At 29.2% G+C, this 8931-nt stretch carries 9 protein-coding genes; 5 read left to right on the top strand and 4 right to left on the bottom strand.

Going from position 1 to position 8931, the window contains the following annotated elements; all coding sequences use genetic code 11:
- Nucleotides 1-189 precede the first annotated feature (189 nt).
- Together Q0V08_RS08715 and Q0V08_RS08710 are read right to left on the bottom strand one after the other, a co-directional pair.
- The gene (locus Q0V08_RS08715; RefSeq protein WP_297433972.1) at nucleotides 190-366 is read right to left on the bottom strand and encodes a hypothetical protein; all 177 of its coding nucleotides are present in this window, start codon (nucleotides 364-366) and stop codon (nucleotides 190-192) included.
- Nucleotides 367-489: 123 nt separating this feature from the next.
- On the bottom strand, nucleotides 490-1254 hold the full coding sequence (locus tag Q0V08_RS08710; RefSeq protein ID WP_297433970.1) for a DeoR/GlpR family DNA-binding transcription regulator: 765 nt from the start codon (nucleotides 1252-1254) through the stop codon (nucleotides 490-492).
- 134 nt (nucleotides 1255-1388) lie between these two features.
- Between Q0V08_RS08710 and crtI the strand changes: the two genes are divergently transcribed.
- The gene (gene crtI, locus Q0V08_RS08705) at nucleotides 1389-2876 is read left to right on the top strand and encodes a phytoene desaturase family protein (protein ID WP_297433969.1); all 1488 of its coding nucleotides are present in this window, start codon (nucleotides 1389-1391) and stop codon (nucleotides 2874-2876) included.
- Nucleotides 2877-2891: 15 nt separating this feature from the next.
- Here the strand turns inward: crtI and Q0V08_RS08700 are convergent, their stop codons facing one another.
- A complete protein-coding gene (locus tag Q0V08_RS08700) occupies nucleotides 2892-3626 on the bottom strand; it encodes a YaaA family protein (RefSeq protein WP_297433967.1) in 735 nt (244 codons plus the stop codon).
- Nucleotides 3627-3763: 137 nt separating this feature from the next.
- Between Q0V08_RS08700 and Q0V08_RS08695 the strand changes: the two genes are divergently transcribed.
- Genes Q0V08_RS08695 through Q0V08_RS08680 form a run of 4 tightly spaced genes read left to right on the top strand, consistent with a single transcriptional unit; the run spans nucleotide 3764 to nucleotide 8291 of the window.
- The gene (locus Q0V08_RS08695; RefSeq protein ID WP_297433965.1) at nucleotides 3764-4879 is read left to right on the top strand and encodes an aminopeptidase; all 1116 of its coding nucleotides are present in this window, start codon (nucleotides 3764-3766) and stop codon (nucleotides 4877-4879) included.
- A 15-nt stretch (nucleotides 4880-4894) separates the two neighbouring features.
- Nucleotides 4895-6697 (top strand): polysaccharide deacetylase family protein, encoded by a 1803-nt coding sequence (locus Q0V08_RS08690; protein ID WP_297433963.1) that lies wholly within the window; start codon nucleotides 4895-4897, stop codon nucleotides 6695-6697.
- A gap of 16 nt (nucleotides 6698-6713) precedes the next feature.
- Entirely contained in the window at nucleotides 6714-7475 is a 762-nt protein-coding gene (locus Q0V08_RS08685; RefSeq protein ID WP_297433961.1) for a MipA/OmpV family protein, read from the top strand.
- Nucleotides 7476-7493: 18 nt separating this feature from the next.
- The gene (locus tag Q0V08_RS08680) at nucleotides 7494-8291 is read left to right on the top strand and encodes a Cof-type HAD-IIB family hydrolase (RefSeq protein ID WP_297433959.1); all 798 of its coding nucleotides are present in this window, start codon (nucleotides 7494-7496) and stop codon (nucleotides 8289-8291) included.
- Nucleotides 8292-8353: 62 nt separating this feature from the next.
- On the opposite strand, the gene Q0V08_RS08675 is transcribed toward Q0V08_RS08680, so the two are convergent.
- Nucleotides 8354-8851 (bottom strand): hypothetical protein, encoded by a 498-nt coding sequence (locus tag Q0V08_RS08675; RefSeq protein ID WP_297433958.1) that lies wholly within the window; start codon nucleotides 8849-8851, stop codon nucleotides 8354-8356.
- Nucleotides 8852-8931: the final 80 nt, after the last annotated feature.

Genomic DNA, 8931 nt, shown 5'->3' with positions numbered 1-8931 from the left:
GCTTTAGCAGTAGCCTTTGCAATAGCTTTCGGAATCGGTGGAAAGGACTTAGCAAAAGAGAAACTTCAAAAATTAAATTGTTGTAAAAAAAATGAAGAAAAAGATGATGTAGAACCTCCAAAAGAAGATTAATATATAAAATCCCCCTCCTAATTAGAGAGCAATAACTAATTGAGAGAGGGGATTTTTTTAATTGTATAATTTTAATTCTAATGCTATTTTAGCATCCTCTTCTGTTGCTAAAGAGTATTCATTACTTTGAAGGAGTTTTTTTATTTTTAAAATTTGAAAAAAACTAAAAAGACCGCCAATTTCAAATGTTATTCTCTCTCCTTTACCATTCATTAAACTTATTTTTCTTTTCAATTTAATCACCACCATATTTCGTTTTATTTCGATAAGTTACTTTGTGGTTGTATTTTATTACGAAAAACCCAGTTTGTCAATAAAAAATCAATAAAAAAAACGAAAGAAAACTTTCGTTCTTTTTCACTTTATTATTTTAATGTTATTTTCTACAAGTTTTTTTTCAAAATCTTCAGAGATATTATTATCTGTAATAATTGTCATTCCTTCTTTAATCTTAGAAAAATTAAATATAGAATCTTGGTAAAATTTCTTACTTTGTGTTATTATGAAGCTTTCTTGAGCAACTTTAAGTGCAGTACTTTTAAATTTTCCTTCATCAATGGTACAAGTGCTTAACTGCATTTTATCCACATTAATTCCACCAATTCCAATAAAAACTTTGTTTGGATTAAAAAGTTCTAAATTCTCTCTAGCCATTTCACCTACAAAAGAATCTGTTCTCGCGTCATATATTCCACCTAAAGATATAATCTCAATACCTTTATTCTCAGAAAGAATTTTTTGTATTTCTAACATGTTACTTATAACAGAGAGCTTTATTTTTCTTTTTTGTAAAAGTGCTGCAACAATTATTGTAACAGTAGAATCATCTAAAAAGATTATATCTCCATCTTGAATAAGTGAAACCACTTTTTCTGCTAGTGCTGTTTTTTCTTCTAAATCCTCTTTAGCTATATCTTTTAAAATAATTTTATCTACAATTTTTCTTTTTAAAATCGCTCCACCATGAGTTCTAGTTAAAAGATTTTCCTCTTCCATTTGGCATAAATCTTTTCTAATGATAACTTTACTTACAGAAAAAAGATCGCTTAACTCATTAACAGAAACTTTTTCTTTTTGTTTTAATATATTTAAAATGCTTTGTTTTCTTTCTTCAACAAACATGCTTATAAACCTCCTCTAGATACTGAATGTAATTAAAAAAATTATATCATAAAAAAAACTTTTTTAAAAAAGAAAGTTAAATTTCCTGAGTATACACTATTATATGAAATATGCACATAATGGGAGGTGAGGGAATGGAGAAGAAAAAAGTTATAATAATAGGAGCTGGACCTGGTGGACTAGCAGCAGGATTACTTCTATCTAGTAAAGATTATAATGTGAAAATTTATGAGAAAAAACCTTACGTAGGTGGAAGGAATTCATCTTTTAGTTTAGGTGATTATAAATTTGACTTAGGACCAACATTTTTTCTAATGCCAAAAATTTTAGAGGATATATTTATTGAAGCTGGCGAAAGATTGGATGAACAATTAAACTTAATTGAGATAAATCCAATGTATAGATTGAAATTTTATGGGTTAGATGACTTTAATCCATATTCATATAATAAAAAATTTCTTATGTATGGAGAGATGGAGAAGATATTTCCCTATAGTTCTAAATTTTACGATTACTATATAGAAAGAGAAGGGAAAAAATTTTCAAAGTTAGAGCCTTGTTTAAAAGTTCCATATCTATCCTTAATTGATTATTTAAAACCTAATTTTTTAAAATCACTACCATACCTTGATGCACAAAAATCTATATATGATGTTTTAAGTAATTATTATAAAGAGGAGGAGTTGAAACTATCCTTTACTTTTCAAGCTAAGTATATTGGAATGTCTCCATGGATTGCCCCTGGAACTTTTTCTATGATTTCATTCCTTGAACATAAATATGGTATTTATCATGTAGAAGGTGGATTAAATAAAGTTTCGAAATTAATGAGTGATCTTATTTTTAAAAAAAATGGTGAGATATTTTTAGACACACCAGTGAAAGAGATTATATTTAAAAATAAGAAAGCTATAGGTATTAAATTGGAGAATGGTGATGTGGTAGAGGGAGACTCTATTATAATAAATGCAGATTTTTCAACAGCAATGAAAAATCTAATACCACAAAATTTAAGAACAAAATATTCTGATGAAAATTTAGAAAAGAAAAGATATTCATGTTCAACATTTATGTTATATTTAGGTGTAAATAAATTATATAAAAATATACCTCATCATAATATAATTTTTGCAAAAGACTATAGGAAGAATGTAAAAAAAATATCAGAGAATAAATCTGTTGGTGGAGATTTTTCTTTCTATATTCAAAACCCTTCGGTTATAGATTCAACACTAGCTCCTGAAGGAAAATCATCTGTTTATGTTTTAGTTCCTGTAGCTAATAATAACTCTAAGATAGATTGGGAGAAGGAAAAAGATGATTTTACTCAACTTCTTTTAGATAAGTTAGAAAAAATAGGTGAGTTTAAAGGGATAAGAAACCATATTGAAGAGTTAAGAGTTGTAACACCGAATGAGTGGGAAGAGGAGTATGATGTATATAAAGGTGCAGTTTTTAATTTATCTCATAATGTAATGCAGATGCTTTGGTTTAGACCGCATAATGAACTAGAAGGATATGAAAATCTCTTTCTAGTTGGAGGTGGAACCCATCCAGGAAGTGGACTTCCTACAATTTATTGTTCCGCTAAAATAACTTCAGATTTAATAGATAAAAAATAGGTTAGAAAATCTAACCTATTTTTTTATGAAGAAAATGGATTTATCAGAAGAAAGTTCAGATGAAAACTCATAACCAAGAGCATTAAATTTTTTAATCTCTTCGATACATTCTATTTCATTTTCAATAAGATAGTTAAGTAAGGCTCCTCTTGCTTTTTTAGCCTCTGTACTAATATTTTTTATTTTATCTCCATCATATTGCCTAAATTCTATATCTATCACATTAAATACTTTTCTATTTAAAATTTTAGAAAATTCATTTGATGCAATATTTATAAAAGTCTCATCCTTAAATTGTAGTAAATACTTTTCTATATCCTCTCTCCAAAAATCGTATGGAGATACTTCAAGTATTTTATTTGTCATATCTAAACGATATGGTTTTATTGGAGTACAAGCATTTAAAACTCCATACAAAGCTGAAAAAATAAAAACATTATCTCTCATATATCTATAGCTTTCTCTAGAAAAATTTTCTATATCTAATTGTTTATAGCTGACACCATCGTAAAGAGATATAGCTTCTCTCTCCTCTTGATTATAAAAATTACTATATATATTAAAAACCTCATCTAATATTTTACCTTTTATTTTTAGTTTACTAGAAATCTCATCTTCAGAAAAGTTTTTTAAGATTGATATTAAAAAGTCTGTCTTCTCTTTAAATGGAATATCTGTAACAACATTATCTTCAGAATATTTAAAAGATTTATATTGCATCCCTTTACTTGGGGAAAAAAATAGTTTCATTAAATCACCTCCATAATAATATGTATTATAACATCTTTTTTTTAACTTAAAAAAGGATTTATAAAAAATTAACTATATATTTATGGCTTTTCATTGTATAATTATAGAATATAATATGTGATTAAATGGAGGTTACCGTGGATCAAAGAATTGAAATACTAGCAAAAAATTTAGTTACTTACTCATGTAGAGTACAAAAAGGAGAAAAGGTTTTAATTGAATCTATTGGAGAGGATTCTAAGAATTTAGTTAAGGCTTTAGTAAAAGAGGTTTATGCTGCTGGAGGGCATCCTTTTGTAACAATAAAAGATCAAAGTGTTACAAGAGAACTTTTAAAAGGTATGGATCAAACACAAGCAGAGTTAATGGCAAAATATGAATTAGAAAGAATGAAAGACATGGACGCTTATATTGCTATTAGAGGTTCTGAAAATGCATCAGAATTATCTGATATAGATTCAGCTAAAATGAAAATATATACAGATTACTTTATGAAGCCAGTTCACTTATCAGAAAGAGTTAACAATACAAAGTGGGTTGTACTAAGATATCCAAATAACTCAATGGCTCAACTTGCAAATACATCTTTAGAATCTTTTGAAGATTTCTACTATAATGTTTGTAACTTAGATTACTCAAAAATGAGTAGAGCTATGGATTCACTAACAGCACTTTTAGATAGAACAGATAAAGTGAGAATTGTTGGACCTGGAACAGATTTATCATTCTCTATAAAAGATATTCCATCAGTAAAATGTTGTGGACTTAGAAATATTCCAGATGGAGAGGTTTATTCAGCTCCAGTGAGAGATTCTATAAATGGAGTTATATCATACAATACACCATCAGTTTATCAAGGAACAACTTTTGAAAATGTTTGTTTCAGATTTGAGAATGGAAAAATTGTAGAAGCTACTTCTAATAATACTGAGAGATTAAATGAAATTTTAAATACAGATGATGGAGCAAGACACATTGGTGAATTTGCTATTGGTGTAAACCCATATATTTTAAAACCTATGAAGGATACACTATTTGATGAAAAAATTGCTGGAAGTATTCACTTTACTCCAGGACAAGCATATAAACTAGCTGATAATGGAAATAAATCAGCTATACATTGGGATTTAGTTCTAATTCAAAGACCAGACTTTGGTGGTGGAGAGATTTGGTTTGATGATGTTTTAATTAGAAAAGATGGTATCTTTGTAATTGAAGAGTTAGAAGTATTAAATCCAGAAAATTTAAAGTAGTAGGAGGATTTAATAATGAATATACTTATGGCACTTTCACAGTTAGAAGTAACTGGTGCTGAGGTGTACGGAACAGTTCTAAGTGATGAACTTATTAGGAGAGGGAACAAAGTTTATATAGTTTCAGATACTTTAACTAAACCTACAAACGCACAATATGAAAAAATAGAGTTTAATAAAAGAAAACTCAAAGATAGAGTTAGTCAAGTTAGAAAACTTCTTAAAATTATAAAAGAAAAAGATATCCAAGTTGTGCATGCTCATTCAAGAGCATCCTCTTGGAGTTGTGCAATAGCTTGTAGAATAGCAAAGATTCCCCTGATTACAACAATACACGGGAGACAACCTGTGCACTTGAGCAGAAAATTAGTTAAAGCATTTGGAGATTACTCTTTAAGTGTTTGTGAAAATATAAGAGATCATATTGTAAATGATTTAAAGGTTAAACCTGAAAATATAACAGTTCTTAGAAATATGATAAATACAAAAGAGTATCAAAAGAGTTCTTTTGCTGATATTGAGAAAACTCAAAAGGTTATATCAATAATAGGAAGATTATCAGGTCCTAAAGGAGATGTAACTTATAACTTACTTGATATTCTTCATAGAAGAAAAGATTTTAAGATTCAAGTTATTGGAGGAAAAGAGGTTCCTGCAAGATTTAAAAAGTTTACAGGAAATGTAGAGTTCTTAGGATATGTTAATAATGTTTCTGAGAAAATAAGAGAATCTTCTATTGTAATAGGAGCTGGAAGAGTTGCAGTTGAAGCTATTCTTTGTGAAGTTCCAGTTTTAGCAATAGGAGAAGCTGAATCTGTAGGAATTGTAACTTTAGATAGATTGAATACAGCTTTAAAATCAAATTTTGGTGATATCTCTTTAAATCATGCTCCAACGTTTAGATGGACAGATGTAATTCCAGAAATTGATAAAGGGTTCAATATAAATAAAGATGATTTGAAAACTTTAAGAGAAAGAGTTATAGAGGAGTTTTCAATAGAATCAATAGTTGAAAATATTGAAAAAGTTTACCAAAGAGAGATTGTAAAAAAGAAAAAATATGAGATGCCTGTTATTATGTATCATAGAGTTATAAAAGATGAAAGTGAAAAGGGTGTTCACGGAACTTATGTAACTGTAGAGCAATTTGAAGAGCAGATGAAATATCTAAAAAAGAAAGGATACGAAACTGTAACTTTCAAAGATATGTTGAATAATAGGTATAAACAAAGATTTGATAAAGATAAGAAATGGATTATGCTTACGTTTGATGATGGATATAAAGATAACTATGAAAATGCTTTTCCTATCTTGAAAAAATATCAGTTTAAAGGTATTATATATATACTCGATGGGATAGAGTATAATAAATGGGATGTAGATAATCCAGGTAATCCTGAAAGAAAATTTACTTTAATGAATCAAGATGAACTATTAGAGATGCAAAACTATGGAATAGAGTTTGGTGGACATACATCTACTCATCCAAGACTAGCTGAACTATCAATTGAACAGGTAAAGTCTGAGATAATTAATTCAAAATCTAATATTGAAAAAATAGTAGGAAGAGAGCTATTATCTTTTGCATATCCTTATGGTAGTTTAAACGAAGAGGTAAAAAGAATACCTCAAGAGGCTGGTTATAAGTTTGCAGTAGCAACTGATTCAGGTAGTATAGTTTTTTCTGATGATCTATTTGAAATTAGAAGAATTGGAATATTTCCAACAAATAATCTTTTTAATTTTAAAAGAAAAGTATCTGGAAAATATAACTTTATAAAAGTTAAAAGAGAAGAAAAAAGTTATGGGAAAAAGTAACTTAGGGAGGATTAATATGAAGAAAATATTAATGGGGTTATTAGCAATAACAATATCTACTGTAGCTATGGCAGATCCAGCTACATCTGCAGCAGAAAATAAATTTGGAATTGGAGTAGGAGTAGGAGTTTCAGACAGTATCTATAAAGGTGCTGATGACAGAGCGTATCCAATGCCTTTATTAGATATTAACTATTATGACCTTTATGTTAAGGGAGCAACAATAGGATATTCATTCTATAAAGATGATGCTTTTGCTGCATCACTATTTGTAGATCCATTAGCTGGATTTGCTGTAGATGGTGCTGATTTAGCAAGAGGATATGACAATATTGATGATAGAAAGTTCCAAGCTATGTTTGGAATTAGATTAGATGCAGATACAGGATTCTATGGAGTTAGAACTGGACTTTCTGCACAAGTGGGAGAGCACGGAGGAGAGGGAAAAATAAGTGCGTTTAAAGCTTATAAAGTAGATGACAAACTTACAATAGTTCCTTCAATTCATGTTAAAGGATATTCAGGAGATTATACTGATTACTACTTCGGTGTAACTTCAGATGAAGCTAGAAGAAACAGTAAAATTGATAGAGCATATAAAGCAGATGCAGCTTATTCAATTGGACTTAATTTAACAGCTGATTATAGATTAACTGATAACGTAGCTCTTATGGCATTTTTAGGTGTGGAGAAATTTAGTAGTGAAATTTCAGATTCACCTATTGTAGACGATGGAGTTTTATATTTAGTAGGAGTAGGAGCAAAATACTATTTCTAAAAATTTTAAGGAGAACAAATGAAATACAAAGCAATTATATGTGACTTAGATGGAACACTATTAAATGAGCATCACACTATATCTGAAGAAACAAAAGAAACTATAAGAAAAGTTGTAAATTCTGGAGTGAAGTTTATAATAGCTACTGGAAGACATCACAATGATGCAATAACATTTAAAGATATGTTAGAGTTAGATAGTTTCTTAATCACTTCAAACGGTGCTAAGGTGCATGACTATAGTAACAAAGAGATTATATCTCACAATATCCCAGCTCACTTATCAAAAGAGTTATTAAATTATAACTATAATGAGAACTTACATAAAAATGTTTATTTAGATGAGGAGTGGTATGCTGAAAAGCCTTTAGAGGAAGCTTTAGTTTTCCACAAAGAGTCTGGATTTCATCATGTAATAGCTCCTTTCCAATCTTTAGTAGGAAAAGAGATTACAAAGTTTTTCTTTATATGTGATGATGAAGAGCATATCTCTGAATTAGAGAAAAAATTGAGAGCACAATTCCATAAGGGATTAAATATCACTCTTTCACTTGGATCTTGTTTAGAGGTTATGAGAGAGGGAGTTTCTAAAGCTAGTGCAATAGAGGAAGTTTTAAAAGCTGAAGGGATTGATTTAAAAGAAACAATCGCTTTTGGAGATGGATTAAATGACCTTGAAATGCTATCATCTGTAGGAAAAGGATTTATCATGGGAAATGGAAGTCCAAGACTTAAAGCTTTATTACCTGAAAATGAAGTAATAAAAACAAATGCAGAAAATGGAGTAGCAAAGAAACTTCAAGAGATATTCTTATAAAATATTATATTATAATAAAATAAAAAGGAGAGAGAACTTAAATTCTCTCTCCTTTTATATATTTAGAAATTGAATAATCTTTGGAAGAATCCTTTTTTCTCCTCTTTCTTTTGTTGAGGAGCTTTTTGTTGATTCTGCTGTTGCACTGGTGTAGTAACCTGTTGTGTAGGAGGACCAGTTACTTCTTCAGAAGACATAGCTTCATTTTTTGAAGTTGTCTCTTGAGTAGGAACATAGTATCCAAGAACACCTGCAATACCATTACTATACTTACTATCTTTTTCCACTGCAATTCTTCCTCTTCTTAATAGGAAAGTTTTATCAGAAGGACTACCATTTAATAATCCAGATATAGGATCTAACTCTTGATAAGTTAAATCTCCATTTTTAACATGGTTATCTAAGAATGTAAATGTAGTTGGAGTATAGTAACCTTTTTCTATAATCTCTTGGTAGAAATTTTTCCAAAGAGGTGCTGCTACTCCCCCTCCTGTTGCTTTATATAAAGGATCATTATTATCATATCCAACATATATTGTCGTAACATAATCTGGAGTCATACCTGAATACCAAACTGTTCTAGAGTTATTTGTAGTACCAGTTTTTCCTCCCTGCTCAATATGAACATTATTTATTTAGC

It is taken from the genome of uncultured Cetobacterium sp., from assembly GCF_947038635.1.
Lineage (GTDB): Bacteria > Fusobacteriota > Fusobacteriia > Fusobacteriales > Fusobacteriaceae > Cetobacterium_A.
Note: the sequence above shows the minus strand (reverse complement) of the source record. Positions and strands in the feature narration are given on the sequence as shown.